This window comes from Amycolatopsis sp. NPDC051372, from assembly GCF_040682095.1.
Classification (GTDB): Bacteria; Actinomycetota; Actinomycetes; order Mycobacteriales; family Pseudonocardiaceae; genus Amycolatopsis.
Window position 1 is genome coordinate 149,177 of sequence record NZ_JBFBAF010000022.1, and the last position, 18,684, is coordinate 167,860.

At 69.0% G+C, this 18,684-nt stretch carries 23 protein-coding genes and 1 pseudogene; 6 read left to right on the forward strand and 18 right to left on the reverse strand.

The genetic code is table 11. The features are described from left to right. Positions 1 to 193 precede the first annotated feature (193 nt). The 11 genes from catC to AB0M56_RS30755 form a co-directional block, all read right to left on the reverse strand. A complete protein-coding gene (catC, locus tag AB0M56_RS30705; protein ID WP_364182213.1) occupies positions 194 to 475 on the reverse strand; it encodes a muconolactone Delta-isomerase in 282 nt (93 codons plus the stop codon). 7 nt (positions 476 to 482) lie between these two features. Beyond that, positions 483 to 1,328, reverse strand: a complete 846-nt coding sequence (catA, locus tag AB0M56_RS30710; RefSeq protein ID WP_220244467.1) for a catechol 1,2-dioxygenase — start codon at positions 1,326 to 1,328, stop codon at positions 483 to 485. A gap of 27 nt (positions 1,329 to 1,355) precedes the next feature. Beyond that, positions 1,356 to 2,456 carry an enolase C-terminal domain-like protein gene (locus tag AB0M56_RS30715; protein ID WP_364182218.1) on the reverse strand — a complete coding sequence of 367 codons (1,101 nt, stop codon included), beginning with the start codon at positions 2,454 to 2,456 and terminating at the stop codon, positions 1,356 to 1,358. Between the two features lie 24 nt (positions 2,457 to 2,480). Then, entirely contained in the window at positions 2,481 to 3,533 is a 1,053-nt protein-coding gene (locus AB0M56_RS30720; protein WP_364182220.1) for a 2Fe-2S iron-sulfur cluster-binding protein, read from the reverse strand. A 14-nt stretch (positions 3,534 to 3,547) separates the two neighbouring features. Then, on the reverse strand, positions 3,548 to 3,868 hold the full coding sequence (locus AB0M56_RS30725; RefSeq protein WP_364182222.1) for a phenol hydroxylase subunit P4: 321 nt from the start codon (positions 3,866 to 3,868) through the stop codon (positions 3,548 to 3,550). Position 3,869: 1 nt separating this feature from the next. Further along, positions 3,870 to 5,396 carry a YHS domain-containing protein gene (locus AB0M56_RS30730; RefSeq protein WP_364182225.1) on the reverse strand — a complete coding sequence of 509 codons (1,527 nt, stop codon included), beginning with the start codon at positions 5,394 to 5,396 and terminating at the stop codon, positions 3,870 to 3,872. A gap of 3 nt (positions 5,397 to 5,399) precedes the next feature. Continuing rightward, positions 5,400 to 5,684: an MmoB/DmpM family protein gene (locus tag AB0M56_RS30735; protein WP_220244472.1), complete on the reverse strand. Its 285-nt coding sequence runs from the start codon at positions 5,682 to 5,684 to the stop codon at positions 5,400 to 5,402. Continuing rightward, positions 5,681 to 6,697: a phenol 2-monooxygenase gene (locus AB0M56_RS30740; RefSeq protein WP_364182228.1), complete on the reverse strand. Its 1,017-nt coding sequence runs from the start codon at positions 6,695 to 6,697 to the stop codon at positions 5,681 to 5,683. The genes AB0M56_RS30735 and AB0M56_RS30740 overlap by 4 nt, the downstream gene beginning before the upstream one ends. 15 nt (positions 6,698 to 6,712) lie before the next feature. Further along, positions 6,713 to 7,120: a hypothetical protein gene (locus AB0M56_RS30745; protein WP_220244474.1), complete on the reverse strand. Its 408-nt coding sequence runs from the start codon at positions 7,118 to 7,120 to the stop codon at positions 6,713 to 6,715. Between the two features lie 131 nt (positions 7,121 to 7,251). Beyond that, entirely contained in the window at positions 7,252 to 8,145 is an 894-nt protein-coding gene (locus AB0M56_RS30750; RefSeq protein ID WP_364182231.1) for a LysR family transcriptional regulator, read from the reverse strand. 28 nt (positions 8,146 to 8,173) lie between these two features. Further along, the gene (locus AB0M56_RS30755) at positions 8,174 to 9,406 is read right to left on the reverse strand and encodes an FAD-dependent oxidoreductase (protein WP_364182234.1); all 1,233 of its coding nucleotides are present in this window, start codon (positions 9,404 to 9,406) and stop codon (positions 8,174 to 8,176) included. A gap of 225 nt (positions 9,407 to 9,631) precedes the next feature. Between AB0M56_RS30755 and AB0M56_RS30760 the strand changes: the two genes are divergently transcribed. Further along, on the forward strand, positions 9,632 to 10,309 hold the full coding sequence (locus tag AB0M56_RS30760) for a fumarylacetoacetate hydrolase family protein (RefSeq protein WP_364182237.1): 678 nt from the start codon (positions 9,632 to 9,634) through the stop codon (positions 10,307 to 10,309). On the opposite strand, the gene AB0M56_RS30765 is transcribed toward AB0M56_RS30760, so the two are convergent. Both AB0M56_RS30765 and AB0M56_RS30770 read right to left on the reverse strand, forming a co-directional pair. After that, positions 10,302 to 10,751, reverse strand: coding sequence for an IclR family transcriptional regulator C-terminal domain-containing protein (locus tag AB0M56_RS30765; protein WP_364182239.1), 450 nt, complete (start codon positions 10,749 to 10,751; stop codon positions 10,302 to 10,304). The genes AB0M56_RS30760 and AB0M56_RS30765 overlap by 8 nt on opposite strands. Before the next feature lie 167 nt (positions 10,752 to 10,918). Continuing rightward, positions 10,919 to 11,089: pseudogene (locus AB0M56_RS30770) on the reverse strand (helix-turn-helix domain-containing protein); the annotation flags it as partial. 171 nt (positions 11,090 to 11,260) lie between these two features. On the opposite strand from AB0M56_RS30770, the gene AB0M56_RS30775 reads away from it, so the two are divergent. Next, the gene (locus AB0M56_RS30775; protein WP_364182241.1) at positions 11,261 to 11,767 is read left to right on the forward strand and encodes a RidA family protein; all 507 of its coding nucleotides are present in this window, start codon (positions 11,261 to 11,263) and stop codon (positions 11,765 to 11,767) included. A gap of 17 nt (positions 11,768 to 11,784) precedes the next feature. Here the strand turns inward: AB0M56_RS30775 and AB0M56_RS30780 are convergent, their stop codons facing one another. From AB0M56_RS30780 to AB0M56_RS30795, 4 genes are read right to left on the reverse strand one after another with little or no spacing between them, the layout of a single operon-like run. After that, positions 11,785 to 12,555, reverse strand: coding sequence for an SDR family oxidoreductase (locus AB0M56_RS30780; protein ID WP_364182243.1), 771 nt, complete (start codon positions 12,553 to 12,555; stop codon positions 11,785 to 11,787). Between the two features lie 12 nt (positions 12,556 to 12,567). Continuing rightward, complete coding sequence (locus AB0M56_RS30785; RefSeq protein WP_364182245.1) at positions 12,568 to 13,164, reverse strand: ester cyclase; 597 nt, start codon at positions 13,162 to 13,164, stop codon at positions 12,568 to 12,570. 12 nt (positions 13,165 to 13,176) lie between these two features. Then, positions 13,177 to 14,334: a dienelactone hydrolase family protein gene (locus AB0M56_RS30790; protein ID WP_364182247.1), complete on the reverse strand. Its 1,158-nt coding sequence runs from the start codon at positions 14,332 to 14,334 to the stop codon at positions 13,177 to 13,179. A gap of 14 nt (positions 14,335 to 14,348) precedes the next feature. Then, complete coding sequence (locus tag AB0M56_RS30795; RefSeq protein ID WP_364182250.1) at positions 14,349 to 14,978, reverse strand: prephenate dehydrogenase/arogenate dehydrogenase family protein; 630 nt, start codon at positions 14,976 to 14,978, stop codon at positions 14,349 to 14,351. A gap of 109 nt (positions 14,979 to 15,087) precedes the next feature. Here AB0M56_RS30795 and AB0M56_RS30800 point away from each other — a divergent pair, with 109 nt between their 5' ends. From AB0M56_RS30800 to AB0M56_RS30810, 3 genes are all read left to right on the forward strand, one after another. Further along, the gene (locus AB0M56_RS30800; RefSeq protein WP_364182252.1) at positions 15,088 to 15,534 is read left to right on the forward strand and encodes a MarR family transcriptional regulator; all 447 of its coding nucleotides are present in this window, start codon (positions 15,088 to 15,090) and stop codon (positions 15,532 to 15,534) included. 64 nt (positions 15,535 to 15,598) lie between these two features. Beyond that, entirely contained in the window at positions 15,599 to 16,729 is a 1,131-nt protein-coding gene (locus AB0M56_RS30805) for an LLM class flavin-dependent oxidoreductase (RefSeq protein ID WP_364182254.1), read from the forward strand. A gap of 117 nt (positions 16,730 to 16,846) precedes the next feature. Continuing rightward, a complete protein-coding gene (locus tag AB0M56_RS30810) occupies positions 16,847 to 17,716 on the forward strand; it encodes an SAM-dependent methyltransferase (RefSeq protein ID WP_364182257.1) in 870 nt (289 codons plus the stop codon). Positions 17,717 to 17,736: 20 nt separating this feature from the next. Here the strand turns inward: AB0M56_RS30810 and AB0M56_RS30815 are convergent, their stop codons facing one another. Then, on the reverse strand, positions 17,737 to 18,495 hold the full coding sequence (locus AB0M56_RS30815) for a hypothetical protein (protein ID WP_364182260.1): 759 nt from the start codon (positions 18,493 to 18,495) through the stop codon (positions 17,737 to 17,739). On the opposite strand from AB0M56_RS30815, the gene AB0M56_RS30820 reads away from it, so the two are divergent. Further along, positions 18,479 to 18,676 carry a hypothetical protein gene (locus AB0M56_RS30820; RefSeq protein ID WP_364182263.1) on the forward strand — a complete coding sequence of 66 codons (198 nt, stop codon included), beginning with the start codon at positions 18,479 to 18,481 and terminating at the stop codon, positions 18,674 to 18,676. The genes AB0M56_RS30815 and AB0M56_RS30820 overlap by 17 nt on opposite strands. Positions 18,677 to 18,684: the final 8 nt, after the last annotated feature.

Here is an 18,684-nt window from a genome sequence, read left to right on the forward strand (position 1 = left end):
TGCCCGATTTGTAGCTTCAGTCGCCCGACCACACAGGACACTGCGAAATCTGGATGCTCAATATCCAGATTCAAGCCACAAGCTATCGACAACTGCCCTTTGACTCCTCATAACCAGGACACTAATCATCCCGATTAACCGTGTCAAGACGGGCGCGCGAGCCGGACGAACCGGCCCGCGCGCCCGAGAACTCTCAGCCCACCAACGCAGATGGGTGCTGCGCCAACGGCGTCACACTGACACTCATGTACTTGAACAACGGCAGGTTCCACAGCAGGTCGTGCAGCTCGCCGTTGTCCGAGACGTCGAACACACTCAGGTTCGAGTACTCACCCACGACCCGCCACAGATGGACCCACTTCCCCTCCCGCTGCAGCTTCTGGCTGTACGCCTTCTCCGTCGCCAGCAGCTCGTCCCGGAATTCGGGGTCGAGGTCCAGCGGCAACGAGACGTCCATCCGCACCGCGAACAACATGCCGGCCTCAGGCGGGGTCGAGCACGAAGTCGTACCTGACCTCTTCGCCGGCGCCCGACGAAGCCGCAGTCGGTGCGAGGATCAGCGCGTCCTTCACCGCCGTGGCGATGTCGTCGCCGACGTGCTCACCACCGTCGAAGTACAGCTGCGTCGTGATCACCTGGTGCCCCGGCGCGTAAACCTTGATGTGCAGGTGCGCCGGACGCCACGCGTGCCAGCCGGCTGCGGCGATCAACGCGCCCGTCGCGCCGTCGGTCGGGATCTGGTACGGCGCTGGGTGGATCGTGTGGATCGAGAAATTGCCCTCGGCGTCCGTGGTGAAGCGGCCGCGCAGGTTCCACTCCGGGATGCCGGGCGCGAACTGCGAGTACAGACCGTCGTCGTCGGCCTGCCAGAAGTCCACCACCGCACCCGCGAGCGGTTCGCCCGCCACCGAGCGCGCCTGGCCGAAGAAGCGCAAGGGCTGCCCGCCCTCGCCTTCGCGCATCGGCAGGGTGCCTTCCGCGCCGAACTCCGGCGCACCCTCCACGTAGTACGGACCTTCGATGCTCCCGGCGGTCCCCTCGCGGCTGGCGTTCGCCACCTTCTCCACCTCGTGCTCGATGAACACGTCGAGGAACAGCGGCCACTCACCGTCTTCGCCGACCCGGATCAGCCACGCCTTGAAGGCGTTGTACTCGTCGTAGGTCAGCTGGTGCTTGCGGACGACCTCGTGCAGCGCGGCCAGCGCGTCCGTCGCGATCGCGTCCACGCGGGCCGCGTCCGCCGCGGCGGAACCCTTGGCCCGCTCCTGGAAACGCTCGGTCGCCGACGCACCCGAAGCTGCGGCTGTGGGCGAAACGACTTCAGTCATGGCAAATACCTCTCTTCGTGGTGGGAATCAGTCCTGGCGGTAACGCGCGAGCTTTCCGTCGTCCAGCTGGATGCCGATGCCGTGGCCTTGCGGCACGCGCAGCTCGCCGTGCTCGATGCGCAGGGGTTCGGCGAGCAGGTCGTCGGTCATGTCGAGGAAGTTCGACAGCTCACCCGCCCGCCGCGAGGTGAGCTCGAACGCGGCCCCGAACGTCGCCGCGCACAGCGAGCCGATCTGCCCGTCGATCTGGTTGCCGAGCACGACCTCGACGCCGAGCCCGGAACACTGGCTGAGCACCCGCTGCGAGTACGTGAAGCCGGTGCGCGCCGTTTTGATGCTGACGCCGTGGGCCGCGCCGGCCAGCAGCTCGCGCGTGACCTCGCCGGGCCGCGTCGCGCTTTCGTCGGCGTAGAGCGGGATCCGGCTCTGCGTGGCGAGCCACCGGCGACCGAGCACGTCGTCGGCCGGGCACAGCTCCTCGGCGAACAGCAGGCCGACGTCCTCGAGCGCCCGCAACGCGGCGGCCGACTCCGAGGCCGTCCAGCCGCGGTTGCCGTCGATATAGAGCTCGACGTCGTCGCCGAGCCCGGCCCGCAGTGCGCGACAGACGTCCACGTCGAGGCGGATCGGCTTGCGGCCCACCTTCACCTTGAACGTGGTGATGCCGTGGAGGTCGCGCACGCGCTCGGCCTCGTCCACCATCTCGCCCGGCTGCGCGAACCCGACCATGTGGCACACGCGCATGCGGTCGGTGTAGCCGCCGAGCAGCTCGGTCACGGACACGCCGAGGCTCTGTCCGATGAGGTCCCACAGCGCCATGTCGATCGCGCTCTTCGCGGCCGGGTTCCCCACCGTACGGTCGAGTTTGGCGTGCACGGCCTCACGGGCCAGCGGCGACATCCCCAGCAGCTGAGGCGCGAAAACCGAGTCGATGACGGCCTTGATCGAGCCCTGGGTCTCCCCGTAGGTGAACGGCCGGGGCGGCGCTTCGGCGGTCCCCACCAGACCCTCGTCGGTGTGCACCCGCACGAGGATGTGCGCGGCCGTGTCCACCTCGCCGCTCGCGAACCGCAGGGGTTTGCGGTACGGGATGGCGAACGGGATCGCCTCGATTTCGGTGACTTTCATCGCGATCCTTTCACAGGGGCCGGATCAGCGCCTGATCAGCGGACTGCGCACCACGTGGGTGCCCGCGGCGCGGTCGGCGGAGTCGAAGAAGTCCTCGCGGTAGATGTCCCGGGGGAACAACCGCGCCTTCATCAGCGCCTTCATGGTGTCCGAGACCATGTCCGGGCTGCCGCAGATGTAGGCGACGTTCCCGCCCGCCCGGGGGAAGTCCTCGGCCAGCAGCGCCGGAACCCGTCCGGAGCGGCCGTTCCAGTCGTCGCGCGAGAGCGCCGGCCGGTAGGTGAACCAGTCCGTGCGCGCTTCGAGCTCCTCGAAGTACTCCCGGTCGTACAGATCGTCCTTGGTGGCCACTCCGTGGTACAGCGTGACCTGGTGCTCGCCACCCTCCTCGTCGATGTGGCGGATCATCGCCTTCAGCGGCGCCAGGCCCGTGCCCGAGCCCAGCAGCAGGATCGGCTGCGTCCGAAGTGGACGGAACGAGAACCGGCCGTACGGGCCGGACAGGGTGACCTCGTCGCCGGCCTTCAGGCTGGAGAAGACCCAGCCGTCGGTGGCGACGCCGTTTTCGGAGCGCTTCAGGTGCAGCTCGATCAGCGACCCGTTCGACGGCGTGCTGGCGATCGAGTACGGCCGCTGGTGCCCGCCCGGCACGTCGAGCAGCACGTACTGCCCGGGGTTGAACCGCATCGGTTCCTCGAGGGCGAGCACCAGCCGACGGACGTCGGGCGCGATCTCCTCGAGGCTGTCCACCCGGGCGCGGAAGTCGCGCACCGGGTGGACACCGACGCCCTCGTCCATGTCGACTTCACCCTCGAGCACCACGTCGCCGCGCGGCTGGGCCACGCAGATCAACGCGGCGCCCTCGTCGCGCTCGCTTTCCAGCAACGCGTACGGCGACGCGTCGCCCAGATCGACCTCACCGTCGAGGATCTGGGCCTTGCAGGTGCCGCACGTGCCGTGGGTGCACGCGTGCGGCAGCCAGATGCCCTCGCGCAGGCACGCGTCGAGCACGGTCTGGTCCTCCCGGCACTGAATCTCGGCGCCGATCGGTTCCACGCGGATGGTGTGCGTCGTCAAGACGAATTCTCCGTTCAGGCGGTGAACTGCAGCAGCGCCTTGTGGCCGATGCCGAGTTCGGTGAGCGGGGCTTCGGTGGAGCCGTCGAGTGGCCGGCCGTTCACCCGCCAGTCGCGCACCGTCGTCGGGTCGAAGTCCGGGTCGGACGCGGCCCAGGGGCCGACGACCGTCTCCACGAACTCGCCGAAGCCCAATGCCTTCGGCACGCGGAAGCAGGCAGCCGAGCAGAACAGGGGGTTGCCTTCCCAATGCACGTAGACGAGCTGGTCGTCGCCGAACAGCTCGGCGCGGTCGGCCGACGGGAAGTCGTAGTCGTAAAGAGCTTTCACCGCCATGTCAGGCTCCCTGTTCCACGTCGCCGTTGTGCCAGCCGATCCACGACTTGTGGTCGGGCGACCCCTTGTACTCGCCGTTGTCGCCTTCCTGGATCCCGTACCACTCCAGGACTTCCGGCACTGACGGGCCACCGCAGTTGCCCTGGTAGATCTGGTGCACGGGCAGCCACGCCTGCACGAACTTCTCCGGCTCGCGCTCGAAGATCCACTGGCAGCCGTCGCTGCAGGTGTGGAACCGCTCGCCGCGGAACTCGCTGGAGCGGAAGGAAGTCTTGGCCGGGTCGTCCTTTTCGGTGAACACCATGGGGATCTGGCAGACCTGGCACAGCTGCGGCAGGCCCTGGAAGAACATCCGGCCACCTTCGGCCTCGATGCGGTGGTGCTTCTCCCACACGGGCCGGTAGTGCTGGTCGAACGTCTCCGGGTACTGTTCGGCCAGCCACTTCATGTGCTGCTCGTTCGGCGCCTGCGTGGTGAACGAAGCGGCGAACGAGAAGTTGTGCAGGACCTTGTAAACCTCGTGCGACAGCTTGTCCTTCTCCGCGATCGCGTCCTGCACGTGGCGCGGCGGGCGGATGCCGTAGAACTCCAGGTCCGGGAAGAGGCCGCCGAGCATCTGGTCCTCGAAGTAGAGCTCGAACGCCTCCTTCCAGCTCATCACCGGCTTCGGAAGCATGTAGTCCATCATCCCGGCGACCAGCGCGGACATCCGGTACGCGCGCCAGAACCACTTGTCGATCCAGTCCTGGATGATCGGCACGTTGCCCTCGTCCTGCTCCAGCAGGAACTTGATGGCCTCCAGGCCGAGCGTCATGTGCCGGCTTTCGTCGGACTGCGCCGAGAACCCGAACGACATCGTCGGCATGTCACCGTTGAAGCTCGCGCCACTCATGAACGGCACGAACAGCAGGTTGGTGAGCAGGTACTCGAAGCTGAACGAGATCGAGATCAGGAACTCGAACGGCCCGGCCGTCATGGCGTCGTCGAACAGCGACTTCGGCACCGACAGGTACCACACGCGGTCGTGCATCTTGGACCAGCTGTGGAAGCCGCCGTAGTACTTGTTGTAGTTGCTGATGGTGTGGATCTGCGTCTGGCAGTGGCGCAGCTCGTCCACGCTCTGGCACAGCGCGGCGAACCGCGGCGCCGGGCCTTCGAGGTAGCGCCCGAGGTAGGCGAAGTGCCGGTGCGCGGCGTACTCCAGCGGCGTCACGCCCTGGATGAACAGCTTGATCGCGTTGAGGTAGCTGGCGTCCGCGAGGCCCAGGTGGCCCTGGCTCTGCGCGAACCCGTCGAGGACGGCGTAGAGCCGCTTGTCCTTTTCGGCCTGGTACTTGTAGTACGCGTCCACGGTGAGGCGGAACGGGTCTTCCCAGCCGTCCCAGTCGTGGACCTTGATGCCCTCGTAGCTGGTGTAGGGGAACAGCTGTTCCTTGGTGACGTAGCTGGGATCCCAGTCCAGGTCACGGGTGAGCAGCGCGTAGCGCTCCTTGAGCGGCAGCTTGCGGCGCGGTGCGGTCTGAGTCATGTCCTAGTGCTCCCACTTCACGATGATCCGGTCGTCGTCCCACTCGGAGAGGTTCCCGGCGAACGAGACGATGGCCAGCTGGAACTCGCCGGTCTCCCATTCGCGCCCGAGCTCGCGTTCCACCGACTCCCGGTTGATCACGATCTGGCCCGCGGCCTGGATCTTCACCAGACCCGGCAGGTGGCGGACGGTCAGCTCCGGGTTGTCGGCCCGGATGGCGGCGACGAGGCCGCGGTTCTCTTCGGATTCCTGGATGTCGATGCCGACCTGGCGCAGGGTGTCGCTCACGCCGCACCTCCGGTGACCTGGGCCCAGCGCTGTTCGGCGGCGGCTGTGGTGCGCGCGAGCGCGGCGACCGTTCCGGCGTCGGGCAGCTGGTGGTCGACGACGCGCGCCAGCTCCGTGGCGGCCTCGTGCGCGAGCGGGTTCCACGTCGCGACGATGCGGGACAGGTGCTCGCGGTTGTCCGCGCCGTGTTCCTCGTCGGCGGCCCACGCCTTGATCAGCGCGTCGAGCCACTTGCGCTGGTCCTTGAACCAGGTGTGCAGGTACTGCGTGAACAGGCTGTACGCGCCGGCGCCGCTGGTGAGCGCGATCTCGTCGAGCTCGCGGTAGAGCACCGGGTAGATCAGCGAGTCTACGAGGTCGACCGCGACCAGGCCCTCGGCCCAGTCGGGCGTGACCATGGCTTCTTCGGTGAACCGGCGCAGCGGCTGCAGGTGCTCGCTGTCCAGCCACTCGCGCTTGGCGACCTGCAGCAGGTCACCGGTGCCCGCGCCCAGCGCGATGCCGACGCGCGAGAGCATCTGCGCGTTGCCGATGCGGTCGAACGCCGCGTAGGTGCAGCACTGCTCCAGCGAGGTGCCGTACGCGAACCGCGCACCGCCGACGCTCACCATCTGCGCGCCGGATTCGTAGTGGCGCAAAGGAAGGATGGCCGTGGTGAGCACCGTCCGCCACGCCGTGGGCAGCTTCGCCAGCAGCTCGCGCTCTTCGAGGTACGCCATCTGCTTGGTGAACTCGTCGTGCAGGTTCGCCCGGTTGGTGACGTAGGGCGTGTAGTAGAACTGGCGCGGATCCGTGTAGCTGTAAGGATCCGTCAGCTTCAGCGCGGTGTAGTCCGCGTCGTAGAGCTCACGGTGCTGGTCCCACGTGGGCCGGTAGTGGAAGTTCTCGCGCGGTTCGACGTCGAGCGTCGCCTCGAGGTAGCGGCTGGCCGGCTGGTCGCCGAACCGGTCGATCACGTTCTGGTAGGTCTGCCTCTTCGGCTCGATGACCTGATACCGCAGTTCGTATTGCATCAGTCCTCTTCCAGGTCAGTGGTGGGCGGGGAGGGGGTCCAGCCTCAGCAGGCTCAGCAGCAGCGCCCGGAGCTCCTCGTCGCCGGCCAGGCGCCGCGGGACCTCGTCGGCTTCACCGGCGATCACGAGCTGCACGGTCGCTTCCCGGCCGGACATCGCGGTGCGGATGCGCGCGCTGCGGTCGGAAAAGCCCACGGTGAAGGCGAGTTCGCCGTCGTTGCTGTCGTCGACGAGGCTGAACACCGGCCCGTGCTCGCGGAGGATCGCGTTGGCTTCGCACACCAGCTGCTCGGCGAGGGAACGGATGATCACCTGCTCGTCGGTGGCCACGGCCACCGATCTCGGGGCGGCCGGTTCGGTGGCCGGCACGGGGGCTTCCTCCCCGTCCAGCAACGACTGGACAGCCAGCATGAACGGGGTCACGGCTCCTCCTTGAGTCCGGAAAACCTCGACCAGGGAATACCTGGCATTTCACGATTGTTTCCGACGGATTCGGAAATGAGAAATACTTACAACTTCACGATCGATAGATGCGGTTTATCAATCGCGCTGGCTCAGCGCGGTCCGCCGAGCAGCGAGTGGGCGCGCGAGAGCACCTTGGCGACGTGCGGCGACAGGTCGTCGGCACGCGTCGCGGCGGCCAGCTGGACCTCACGGGTCGTGCCCGCCAGCGGCCGGTACTGCGAGCCGGTGATCTGCAGGTGCCGCACCGACGCGGGCACCAGGGCGACGCCCAGCCCACCCGCGACGAACGAGACCAAAGTGGACGTCTCGCCGACTTCCTGCACCACGGACGGCACGAACCCGGCCTGCTGGCACGCGTCGAACACGGCGTCGTAGACCACCGAACGGTGCCGCGACGGATAGCAGATGAACGGCTCGTCGCGCAGGTCCGCGAGCCGCACCGTGTCACGGTCGGTGAGCGGGTGACTGGCGGGCAGCACCGCGATCAGCGGCTCGCGGCGCAGCACCTGCACCACCAGCCCCGGCTCGCGGACGGGCGGGCGGAGGAAACCGATGTCGAGGGTCTCCTCCACCAGCGCCGTCACCTGGTCGGGGGTGAGCATCTCGCCCTTGAGGTCCAGCTCGATGCCCGGGAAGTCGCGGCGCAGCACCCGCGCGAGCGAGGGCAGCAGCTCGTAGGTGGCCGAGCCGGTGAAGCCGATGGCCACCCGGCCGACGTCGCCCCGGGCGACCCGGCCGGCCTCGACGCTCGCGGCGTCCACCGAGGCCAGCACGGCGCGCGCCCGGTCGAGGTACCGCTGCCCGGCGGGCGTGAGCTGCACCTTGCGCGTGGTGCGCGTCAGCAGTTCGACGCCGAGCTCGGCCTCGAGCTGCTTGATCTGGTGAGACAACGCGGGCTGGGCGATGTGCAGCCGGTCGGCGGCGTGGCCGAAGTGGCACTCCTCGGCGACGGCGACGAAGTACCGCAGGTGCCGCAGCTCCATCCGGACCTCACCTCCGACCGACCTCGGCTCACACTGCGAGCGACTCCACTGTTCCAGCCGGCTCGTACTCCGGCCAGGCCGCGTACGGACCGGCCTGGTTCAGCAATTCTGCCGGGTCGTCGACCGGAGGGTAGATCCACTGCTCGTTGATCGTGTGCTTGAGGTCCTTCGCGATGTGCTCGGTCATCTGCACCTCACGGTCCCAGCCCGACGTGACGACCGCGCCCGCCGGGCCCAGTGAGAGGCAGGTGACGTAGGGCGCCGGCTCGAACCGGACCAGGGCCTCGTCCAGCAGGTCCGCGGCGACGTTGTGCCCCGCGAACTTCCCCTGGGGAAGGGCGTGCTGGCAGCTCTGCATCACCACGCGGCCCTCGGCCGGCGACAGCGCGGCGGCCGTGTCACCGGCCGCGTACACGTCGGGGACACCGCGAACGCGCAGGAACTCGTCCACGTCCAGGCGGCCGAGGTGGTCCTTCTCCGCCGCGATGAACGACGTGAGCGGGCTGGCCGTCATGCCGGCCGTCCACACGACCGTCGACGTCGGGATCACCGTGCCGTCGGACAGGCGCACCTTGTCGTGGGCGAGCTCCTTTAGGCTGACGCCGAGCCGGACCTCGACGCCGAGGTCGGCCAAGGCCTTCTCGATCGCCGGCCGCGGGCCCTCGCCCAGCTCCGGCCCGACGGCGTCGAGCCGCTCCACGAGCACGACGCGGACGTCGTCGGCCAGCTCCTTCAGCCGTCCGACGAGCTCCGTCGCGATCTCCAACCCGGTGAACCCGGCGCCGACGACCACGGCCGTGAACCTGCCTGCCCCGGCTTCGCGGTCCGGCAGCCGGCGCAGGTGCGAGTCGAGCGTGGCCGCACCGGCGAGGGTGTCGATGTCGAAGAGGTGCTCGGCGCCGGGCAGGGCGGGCCGCACGACCTGGCTGCCCGAGGCGAGCACGAGTCGGTCGTAGTCCAGCGTGGCGGTGGTCCCGTCGCGGCGGACCGCGGAGACCGTGCGCGCGTCGGTGTCGATGCCGACGACAGTGCCGGCGACGCGGCGCACGCCGATCGGGCCGAGCACCCGGTCGAGCGGAACGCGCATGCGGTCGGGATCCGCCTCGTAGAGCCGCGGCCGGATCACCATGTCGTCACCGGCGTTCACCACGGTGACCTGAAGGTCCTTTTCGGACAGTCCGCGTTCCTGGCGGAGCTTCACCGCGCTCGCGGCGCTCCACACCCCGGCGAAGCCACCGCCTACGATCAGGATCCTTGACATCCGGATTCTCCTCCTGCACGACACTGTGTCGACCACCGTCGGTCAGCGGTCGGTGACGTCGAACGATACGAATCTGGATATATACTGTCAAGGTTCCACGTGCCCGAACACCGACTGATACACGGGAACGACAGATCCATACCTTCGCCGTCCGAATGTCGCCGGGCCACCCCGGCGTCCCACTGACCCGGACGTCACCCGCGCGAACCTTCCAGGAGGCTCGGCATGAAACTGACCACGATCCGCACGAGCGGCGGCACGCGCGCGGCGCGGGCCGAAGACGACGGCACGCTCGTCGAACTGCCGTACCCGGACGTCGGTGCGCTGCTTCTTGATCCACAATGGCCGGTCGCCGCGGCCGGCCGGGCGCACGAGGCGATGTTCTGCGACCGGGCGCCACTGTTGGCGCGCCCGGGGAAGGTGGTCCGGGTCGACCTGGGCCGGCGGTCTTTCCACGTGACCCGGCCGGAGTCGCTCGCCGGGCCGCGAGACGCGATCGTGCTGTCTCGAGAATCCGTGGCCGCCACGTGGAAGGCCGAGCCGGCGGTGGTCATGGGGCGACTCGGCACCATCGCGGGATTCTCGATCCTGAACGAGGTCACCGTGCCGTGGCTGTCACTCGGCCCGGCGCTGGTGACTCCCGACGAGCTGCCGGGAGGTCTGCGACCCCGGCTCGCCCTGCACAGCTTCGTCGACGGCCGGCCGGTACAGAAGACCGACACCGCAGATCTGGACTTCGTCGCGTTGGTCCACCGCGTTTCGCAACACGTGCGGCTCGAGCCGGGTGACGTCGTCGCGGCGGGGTGCGAGGAGGTTCCGCTGTTGCTGAGCGAAGGTTCCGTCCTCGAAACGGAGATCGACGAGATCGGTTTCCACGAGAACGTCCTGGCGCGGGTTATGTGAGCGTCGCCGTCGCCCGGAAGGTGCCGAGGCGGTCGGCGATGCGGTGGCTGATGGCGAGGCCGGCCTCGGTGACGTTGCGCGCGGCCTCCGCGACGGCTTTGCGCGTGAACGTCTCGCTCAACCCGGCGATGGAGACCGCGCCCACCGGGGTGCCGGTGAGGTCGGTGATCGCGGCGGCGACCGATGTGGTGCCGCGCTGGAACGAGTGGCTGACGACGAACCCGTCGCGCCTCGCCGTCGTCAGCACGGCATTCAGCTCGGTGAAATCGGGCGCGGGCAACCGTTCCGCTTCACAGGTCAGCGAGACGAGCCGCTCCACCACCTCCGGCTCCAGCGCGCTGAGCGCGGCCTTGCCGCAGCCCGTGCGGTGCGCGGGCGCGCGAAGGCCGACGCGGTTGCGCATCGGCCGTGGCTCCCGGCCGGTGATGCGGTCGAGGTACACGACCCAGCCGTCGACGAACTGCGCGAGGTGCGTTTCCTGGCAGTGCGCAACGGCAGCCGCCGCAGCAGCCCTTCCGATGCGGTGGCCAGGCCGGTGCGGTCGATCACCTGGCCGCCGAGCCCGACCAGCGCGGACCCGAGCCGGTACCCGCGGCGCGGCACCTGTTCGAGCATCCCGGCCTGGCACAGGGCCAGGCACAACGAGTGCGTGGTGCTGCGCGGAAGCTGCGTGCGTTCGGCGAGCTGCCGCACGCTGAGTGTCGGCTGAACGGGGCTGAACGCGTTGAGCACGACCATCGCCTTCGCGACGGACGCGTTCCCTTTCGACGCGACGACCATGGCGTGCCTCCGTTCGACCCGATGCGGAAAATACGCCTCCCCGGCCGGATCGGCGATCCGGTGTCCGGCTGTACCGGACGCGAGAATTGCGCTTGCGGTGCGGAAAAAGGAGTCCGGTCAGGCCGGACGCTTCGGCTGTGTTCCGCCGTTGCGGCCTCTAGCGTGCCGAGGATGTCCAGCGTGTTCCGGATGTCCCCCGAGAGGAGCGCCCGCGTGCCTGGTGCGACGCCGGAAGAACGGTTGCGAGCCACCGGTCTGACCCTGCCCGCGCTGCGGCCGGTCGCGGGCAACTACGTCGGCGCATACCAGGAAGGCTCCCTCGTCTACCTGGCCGGGCAAGGCTCCGAGGGCTGGCTCGGCCGGGTCGGCGAGACCCTCACGGCCGAAGACGGCTACGCAGCGGCGCGTGAGTGCATGCTGCACTTGCTGGCACAGCTGCGTCAGACGCTGGGCAGCCTCGACCGGGTGCGCGGCATCGCGAGGGTCGTCGGCTACGTCTCGTGCGCCGACGATTTCACCGGCGTGGCGCAGGTCCTCAACGGTGCGTCCGACCTGCTGGTCGAGGTCTTCGGCGACGCCGGGCGCCATCCCCGCTCGGTCGTCGGCGCGAAGGCGCTGCCCAAGGGCATCGCCGTCGAAGTGGACCTGATCGCTGTCGTGGAGCCCGCCGGCCGCTGACCGGCGGGCCCACGCGGTCACGGGATGATGGCGGTGACCACGCCACCGTCGACCCGCAGCGCGCCACCGGTCGTCGCCGCGGCCTGGTCGGAGGCGACGTAGGTGATCATGTTCGCCACCTCCTCGGGACGGATCAGGCGGCCGAGCAGCGATGTCGGCCGCTCGCGGGTCATGAACTGCCGCTCCGCACCGGCGAAATCGAGGTCCGGGTACAGGCCCTGCACGAACTCGCGCACGCCTTCCGTCAACGTCGGTCCTGGCAGGACACTGTTCACGGTGACGCCCGTGCCCGCCACTTCCTGCGCCATGCCACGGGAAATGGCCAGCTGCGCGGTCTTCGTCATGCCGTAGTGGACCATCTCGGTCGGATTCTGGATCGCCGACTCACTGCTGACGAAGATCACCCGGCCCCACCCGCGCGTGACCATCCGCGGTGTGTAGTGCCGGGCCAGGCGCACGCCCGAAAGCACGTTGACCTCGTAGATCCGCAGCCAGTCCGCGTCGGGGATCTCGAACACGGACACCGGCGCGAAATAGCCCGCGTTGTTCACGAGCACGTCCACGTCGGGCAGCTGTTCCACGAGGGTCGCCACGCCCTCGGCCGTGCCGACGTCGGCCGCGATCCCGCGTACGCCAAGGCGTTTGGCGACCTCGTCGACCCGGTCGGCATTACGGCCGTTCACCACCACGTCGGCACCGGCGGCGGCGAGCGCGGCGGCCGTGGCCGCGCCGATCCCGGCCGTCGACCCGGTGACCAGCGCGGTCCTGCCGTTGAAGTCGAGCTTCACTTGGTCCTCCGATCAGGCCAGGCCGAGCTGCTGGTTGAAGGTCTGGTTGTCCCAGAACAGGAATTCCTCGTCCATCGTGCCGCGGCGGTTCCAGATGCCGACGGTCGCCATGTTGATCGCGTACTTCCGGCCGGTCGGCTGGATGAAGCCGCCCTTGCCGTCGGGCATCGGCCGGGTGAAGGTGCCCTGCATCACGCCGGTGACGGCGGTGAGCTCGTTTTTGGCCACGCGCAAGGGATGCGAGTGGATACGCGTGTCGGGCGCCCAGACGAACATCGCGGCGAGGTCGGCGATGTGCTGATCGATGCCGTCGGTGTAGTGCCCGTCGGGCCAGTGGACGCGGATGGTGTGGGCGTGGCTTTCGTCGAGGCGCTTCCAGTCGGCGTGGGAGAAGACGTCGAAGTCGAGCTCGTCGAACGTCTCCAAGTGCTTGCGCTCGTCGTGCGTCAGGTTGCGCGGATAAGGCGGGTTCGGCACGGGGTGGGCGGCCGGGTCCGGCAGCAGCGGCTGTCCGGCGGCCTCGGCCACGTTGCCGCTCGCGACGGCGGTGAGGGCGAAAGCACCGAACGCGGCGGCGGCTCCGCCTTTGAGCGCGGTACGGCGATCCATGATTGCTCGCTTTCAGCTGACAGAGGGGAGTTCACGCCCGGTCGCCCAGGCATGGCTGGTGGAGACGATGGCGGTGACGACGTCCAGCTCGGTCTCGTCGCGGGGCCCGTAGACGAGGACCATGCCCGGCGTGAGCCGGATCCCGGCGAGCGGATGGGCGACGGCCCAGCCACGTTCGATCGCTTCCGCGGCAAGGGAAACCGGCAGGGCGACGTGCAGGGAACCGTCGGAGCGCGGGTGCAGGTGGGCGAACTCGCCGGCCTGCGGCACGAGGAACGCGTCCGCCGGCCCCGCCTGGCCGTCGGCGAGCATGAACCCGCGCGCGCCCGGCACGGAGATGGCCGACTGCGTGCTGTGCACCCCGGGCAGCGCGTCGATGCGGGCGAACAGCTTTTCCTGCAGCTCGGCCGAGGCGTTGTCGGTGAGCTGCTGCTGGGGGATGGTGACGCTGACGTCCGACCGCTTTCCCGTTCGCGGTGGCAGCTCCTCGAGCCCGTCCCACCTCGTCGGATGAGGCCCGGGCACGCGGCGCCGCTCGAGAAAGTCCGCGCGCTCGGCGAGCCAGCCGCCGAGGGAGGCCAGCGCGTCGGGCGCGAAGCCGTGACCCACCGGGTCGCGCCGCGCGATGGTGGGCGCTCCGGACTCGGCCGTGAGATAACGCCAGGTCCGGTCCTGCAGGTCGCGCGGAATGACCTGGTCGTGCTCACCGTGCGCGAGGAACACGGGCAGGCCGGCCAGGCGCGCCGGGCCGGTCGGCACGCCCGCGTCGAACGGCAAAGTGCCGTACAGGATGGCGGCGCCGGCGAACCGGTCCGGATCGTCCAGGACCAGGCCGCCCGCGAACGCGGCCCCGCCGCTGAACCCGATCAGCAGCACGGGCCCGCGTTGCCGGTCGAGCCAGGCGAGGAACCAGTCCATGGTGATCCGGAGCGACTCCGGCGTCGGGCGGCCGATGCCGCGGTTGGCGAACCACGCGAAGCCGCCACCTTCCGCGATCGGTGCTCGCACTGCTGCGTAACGGAAACCCTTGGGCAACGCGTCGGCGAGCCCGATGATCTCGCTCTCGCGCGAGCCGCGGCCGTGCAGCAGCACGACCAACGGCCCTTCGGCACCTCGGGTTTCGACGACGGGGGTTTCGACGACGGGGGTTTCGACGACCGGCTCGTTCATCGAAGTGTCGGCGTTCAGACGGTCGGGCCGAGCAGCGCCCAGCCCGACTGCCAGGGCCAGTTGTTGCCGGCGTTGAGGGCGATGTTGAGGAACGCCATCTCCTCCAGCGCGCGGGCCATGCGCAGGCCGCCGGCGTCGATCGGGCGGAAACCCAGCGAGGTGAGCAGCTCCGCGACGACCTTCTTGGCGTCGGTGTCGTCACCGGCGTAGAAGGCGTCGAGCCGGTGGCCGCTCTCGGTGGGAGTGCCGAGTCGGCCGGCGAAGATCGTGTTGAAGGCCTTGACCACGGCAGCGTCGTTGACCAAGCGCTGCAGCGTCTGCACGGCGGCGGTCTCTTCGATGTCGAGGTCGGTGAACGTCGCGTTGAGCGGGTTGGTGGCGTCGACCACGACCTTGCCGCGCACGGCGGGCGCGATTTCCTGGGCGACGGCACCGACGGCGCTGCCCGGCACGGCCAGCACCACGACGTCGGCGTCGGCCACCGCGTCGAGGTTGCTCGCCGCGGCCCGCGCGCCCGTCTCGGCGGCGACCTTGGCGGCCTTCTCCGGACTGGTCGCGGTCAGGGTCACCGCGTGCCCGGCGTCGACGGCGGCCTTGCTGAGAGCCGAGCCGACGTTGCCGGCTCCGATGATGGCGATCCGCATGATTACCTGCTCCTTCAATATCTGACTGTTCAGATACTGACACGGTAACCACAAGATGCCTTCCAGTGCAATAGCTGACGCGTCAACCTTCTCCGCGTACACTCGGGACATGGACCCGATCGACGACCGCCTGATCACGACGTTCGGCAGGCTGGTCGAGGCCAGCAGCCAGCTGGAACGCCGGCTCGGGCCCGCCATGCAGGCCGAGACCGGGCTGCAGCACACGTGGTTCGAGGTGCTGATCCGGCTCGCCCGCTCCGACGGCGGGCAGCTGACGATGAGCGCGCTCGCCGGCGAAGTGGCACTCACCACAGGCGGCATCACGCGGCTGATCGACCGCATCGAGGCGGCCGGCTACGTCGAGCGCCGCCCGTGCCCGACCGACCGCCGCGTCGCCTACGCCGGTATCACCGACGCGGGGCGCAAGGTGCTCGACCAGGCCGCGACCGTCCACGCGCGCAACTTGCGCGCCGCGTTCTCCGCGTTCTCCGAGACCGACCTGGACACCCTCGACGGACTACTGGACCGGGTCCGGTGCGGTTTTGAGATTGCTTGAAGGTTCAAGTCGAGCGGCGTAGCGTTTTGGCTGAACGTTCAACGGCCCACGCTTGGAGACGTCCGTGCGATTCCAGCTGCTCGACATCCTGCCGCACCTGCAGAACCCGGTCACCGGGCGAATCGTCAGCACGTCTGATCGGTACGCGCAGGCGTTGAACACCGCGCAGCGCGCCGAGCAGATCGGCTTCGACGCGGTGGCGCTCGGCGAGCGGCACGCGGGCCCGTTCCTGTCCGCCGGCGTGACCGTGCTGCTGGGCGCGATCGCCGCGACCACGAGCCGCGTCCGGATCCAGACCGGCGTCACCGTGCTGTCCATTTCGGACCCGGTGCGCATCGCCGAGGACTTCGCCACGATCGACCAGCTCTCGCGCGGCCGCGTCGAGATCGTGATCGGCAAGGGCAACGAGGCCCGAAAGCTGCCGATGTTCGGCGTCGAGCCCGGGCAGCAGTGGGACCAGCTGGCGGAGAAGTATGAGCTGCTGCGCCGGCTGTGGCGCGAGGAAAACGTGACGTGGGAAGGAAAGTTCCGCGGCGCGCTCGACGGCGTGACCACCCTGCCCCGCCCGTACGCCGGCGCACCCCGCGTCTGGCACGGCTCCGCGACCACCCTGACGTCCGCCGAACTCGCCGCGAAGTGGGGCGACCCGCTTTTCAGCGCCAACGCCATCCAGCCGCGCGACAACTACAAGATCCTCATCGACCACTACCGCGCCGAGTACGACCGTCACGGCCACGACCCCCGCTACGCCTTCGTCGGCGCCGGGGCGGGCTTCCTGTACCTGGCCGATTCCACACAGGACGCTCGCGAGCACTTCGGCCCGGTGTACGAGAAGATGGTCGAGTTCTTCAACAAGCCGGGCAACCACACGCCCGGCAACGAAATGGTCTTCCGCGACATCGACCACGCCATCGCCGAAGGTCCCGTGCTCGTCGGCAGCCCGCAACAGATCATCGAAAAGATCCTGTACTTCCACGCCGGCTTCGGCCACGACCTCCAGTCGTTCAGCCTGCCCACGATGCTCCCGCACGAACAGCAGCTCGAAATGCTGGAACGCTTCGCCGCCGAGGTGATCCCCGTGGTGCGCAAGGAAGCCCCCACGACACTGTGGACAGACGCCGACCCGTACGGCGCCCGCCCCGCCTTCGCCGGCAAGCAGGTCCCCGACGCCGCCGCCCTCGTCGACGGCCGCTGACTTTCCCTGTCCCGCCAGGCAGGACGCGGGTTTCGATCACCCCGATGGAGGCATCCGTTTCGGGCGGGCTTGCCGGTACCGTGAGCGCCGACTCGACGGCCGAAAGGTGCCCAGCAGGTGTCGGACTCAGATCTCGCGGCGGGCGTCAGCTCCACCGCCCTCATGGTCGCCGCCGCGCGCGCCATCGAAACCCACCACCCGCACAGCCTGCTGCGCGACGAGTACGCCGAGCACTTCGTCCGCTCGGCCAACTCCCCCGTCGCCCTGCCCACCCGCATCGAGGACGTCCCCCTCGGCGACGCGGACCCCTTCTGGGGCCACCTGGGCCGCTTCTTCGCCGTCCGCGCCCGCACCTTCGACGACTTCCTGGCGGACTCCGCACCGCACACCCCGCAAATCGCCATCCTCGGCGCCGGCCTGGACACCCGCGCGCTGCGCCTTGATCTGCCCCCTTCGGCGACCTGCTACGAGATCGACCGCCACGACGTCCTCACCTTCAAATCGAAGGTCCTGGGCTCCCTGGGCGCTCTTACGCCCGCGTCCCACCACCTCCTCACCGCCGACTTGGCCGACGACTGGCCCACTGTCCTGCTGTCCGCGGGCTTCAACCCCTCCGTGCCTACCACCTGGATCGCCGAAGGCCTCCTCCTCTACCTCCCCGCACCGGCCGAGACCTCCCTCATCGACACCCTCGACACCCTCTCGGCCCCCGGCAGCCGCGTCGGCCTGGAAACCCTCCCCGGCCAGGACTCCCTCCGGGACCACACGCTCTTCGACACCAGCACTTCGGAGACGGGGTCGCACCTGGGCAGCCTCTTCGATCCTGACCCTCGTCCCGATACGCCCGCTGCTCTGCGCGCTGCCGGCTGGACCCTCACGACCTCACCGGTGGACACCTTCACCAGGCGGTACGGGCGAGGCCCGGACCCGTCGATTCCGGGGCCGATCCTTCAGTCCCGCTTCACCTTCGGCGAGAAAGACGCCTGAACGCCCGCGACGACACCGAGTCAGAGCCGAGCCGTCGGCCGGTATTCGACGCTTCCCTCTCGGACGGTCACCGGTCGCGCCAGTGACACCGCGGCACCCGCGACGACGCCGATGACCAGCACTCCCAAAGCCGCCAACGTGAGCACGTCGGGGTGGATGATCGACTGCCCGCGTTCGGCTTGCCAGGTCACCAATCCGACCAAGCCCGCGTAGCCGGCCGCGGCGACCACGACCAGGCGAGCCTGCACGACCGCGGACCGCAGCCGTGGCACGCGCGGTGCGAAAAGAACCAGCAGACCGAGGACGATCGGCAACGCCTGGAGCGCGTGCATGCCGACGAAGTGCGGGATGCGGAGGTCGCCACCGATGGCACTCCAGCCCGTGACGGGCATGGTCGCGCCGCCGTCTTCGACGCCGACGCTGTGCGCACCGATCATGCCGGCGAAAGCGCCGCTCTGCATGGACTTCACCTGCGTCGCCGTGGGGGTGACCATGAGCGCACCCAGGCTGATGCCCGCCAGGGAGATCAAGACGCCCAGCCGCAGCGACCAGCGGACGGCAACGTCGGCGATCGGTGCGCGGAGGACGAGGATCGTCAGGATCAGCGCGCCGGTCCACAGGACGCCGACCGATACACCCATCACGGAATAGATGATCGAGTCGGCCGGCGTGGAGAAGTTGAAGTGGCTGGGCCGTCCGCGCAGGACCTGGACCAGAATCAGCGCGTACTCGACGTAGATCACCGCCACCAGCACGTTCGTCGTGCCATTGGCGAGCACGCGGTTCTTCGCCCAAGCGGCCCGGCTCGACCTGGCGACCCTGCGGAACCTGACCACGCCCGAGTCCATAGTGGAGAGTGCCGTGGTCGGCACTGTGCTGGGCGACGCATTGTTCAGCGCCCTGCGCAAGCTCGGGCAGCAGAACGAGTCGAAGAGGCTCTACGGCTCATCGCGGGCCTGAGCAACCTT

What these genes read in the sequence shown, in the direction of transcription:
- catC (WP_364182213.1), bottom strand. Translation starts at nt 475, where the DNA reads ATGTTGTTCGCGGTGCGGATGGACGTCTCGTTGCCGCTGGACCTCGAC.
- AB0M56_RS30800 (WP_364182252.1), top strand. Translation starts at nt 15,088, where the DNA reads ATGGACCCGATCGACGACCGCCTGATCACGACGTTCGGCAGGCTGGTC.
- AB0M56_RS30760 (WP_364182237.1), top strand. Translation starts at nt 9,632, where the DNA reads ATGAAACTGACCACGATCCGCACGAGCGGCGGCACGCGCGCGGCGCGG.
- AB0M56_RS30725 (WP_364182222.1), bottom strand. Translation starts at nt 3,868, where the DNA reads ATGGCGGTGAAAGCTCTTTACGACTACGACTTCCCGTCGGCCGACCGC.
- AB0M56_RS30730 (WP_364182225.1), bottom strand. Translation starts at nt 5,396, where the DNA reads ATGACTCAGACCGCACCGCGCCGCAAGCTGCCGCTCAAGGAGCGCTAC.
- AB0M56_RS30775 (WP_364182241.1), top strand. Translation starts at nt 11,261, where the DNA reads ATGTCCAGCGTGTTCCGGATGTCCCCCGAGAGGAGCGCCCGCGTGCCT.
- catA (WP_220244467.1), bottom strand. Translation starts at nt 1,328, where the DNA reads ATGACTGAAGTCGTTTCGCCCACAGCCGCAGCTTCGGGTGCGTCGGCG.
- AB0M56_RS30740 (WP_364182228.1), bottom strand. Translation starts at nt 6,697, where the DNA reads ATGCAATACGAACTGCGGTATCAGGTCATCGAGCCGAAGAGGCAGACC.
- AB0M56_RS30750 (WP_364182231.1), bottom strand. Translation starts at nt 8,145, where the DNA reads ATGGAGCTGCGGCACCTGCGGTACTTCGTCGCCGTCGCCGAGGAGTGC.
- AB0M56_RS30715 (WP_364182218.1), bottom strand. Translation starts at nt 2,456, where the DNA reads ATGAAAGTCACCGAAATCGAGGCGATCCCGTTCGCCATCCCGTACCGC.
- AB0M56_RS30785 (WP_364182245.1), bottom strand. Translation starts at nt 13,164, where the DNA reads ATGGATCGCCGTACCGCGCTCAAAGGCGGAGCCGCCGCCGCGTTCGGT.
- AB0M56_RS30755 (WP_364182234.1), bottom strand. Translation starts at nt 9,406, where the DNA reads ATGTCAAGGATCCTGATCGTAGGCGGTGGCTTCGCCGGGGTGTGGAGC.
- AB0M56_RS30790 (WP_364182247.1), bottom strand. Translation starts at nt 14,334, where the DNA reads ATGAACGAGCCGGTCGTCGAAACCCCCGTCGTCGAAACCCCCGTCGTC.
- AB0M56_RS30795 (WP_364182250.1), bottom strand. Translation starts at nt 14,978, where the DNA reads ATGCGGATCGCCATCATCGGAGCCGGCAACGTCGGCTCGGCTCTCAGC.